This window comes from Paraburkholderia sp. RL17-368-BIF-A (assembly GCF_046054045.1).
Classification (GTDB): Bacteria; Pseudomonadota; Gammaproteobacteria; order Burkholderiales; family Burkholderiaceae; genus Paraburkholderia; species Paraburkholderia graminis.
Genome location: NZ_JARESN010000042.1, coordinates 1 through 734, shown reverse-complemented (window position 1 = coordinate 734; position 734 = coordinate 1). Strand labels below are relative to the sequence as shown.

Below are 734 nucleotides of genomic sequence, written 5' to 3'. Positions count from 1 at the left end.
ATGATCTTGTTGTCGATCCGCTGCTCGATGATGTGCGCACTCCAGCCTGCAGTGCGTGCGATCACGAAGAGCGGTGTGAACATGGCCGTCGGCACGCCCATCATGTGGTACGAAACCGCGCTGAACCAGTCGAGATTCGGAAACATCTTTTTCACTTCAGCCATAACTGTTTCAAGGCGCTCGGCGATATTGAACAGCTTGTTGTTGCCCGCTTCTTTGGACAGCTTCTTCGCGACTTCCTTGATGACCTTGTTGCGCGGGTCCGAAATCGTATAGACCGGATGACCGAAGCCGATCACCACTTCCTTGTTCTCGACGCGCCTGCGGATGTCGGCTTCCGCTTCGTCCGGCGTCTGATAGCGCGACTGGATTTCGAACGCCACTTCATTGGCGCCACCGTGTTTCGGGCCACGCAGCGCGCCGATTGCGCCGGTAATTGCCGAGTAAATGTCCGAACCCGTGCCCGCGATCACGCGGCCGGTGAACGTCGACGCGTTGAACTCGTGTTCGGCATACAGATTGAGCGACACATGCATTGCATCGACCCACGACTTCGGCGGCTCGACACCATGCAGCAGATGCAGGAAGTGGCCGCCGATCGAATCGTCGTCGGTTTCGACTTCGATGCGCTTGCCGTTGTGCGAGTAGTGATACCAGTAGAGCAGCATCGAGCCGAGCGACGCCATCAGCTTGTCGGCGATGTCGCGCGCGCCCGGCAGGTTGTGATCGTCCTT

General features: G+C 58.3%; 1 protein-coding gene. It reads right to left on the bottom strand.

Going from position 1 to position 734, the window contains the following annotated elements:
• A partial coding sequence (locus P0D87_RS31530; protein ID WP_408637123.1) for a citrate/2-methylcitrate synthase occupies positions 1-734 on the bottom strand: 734 nt, incomplete at both ends.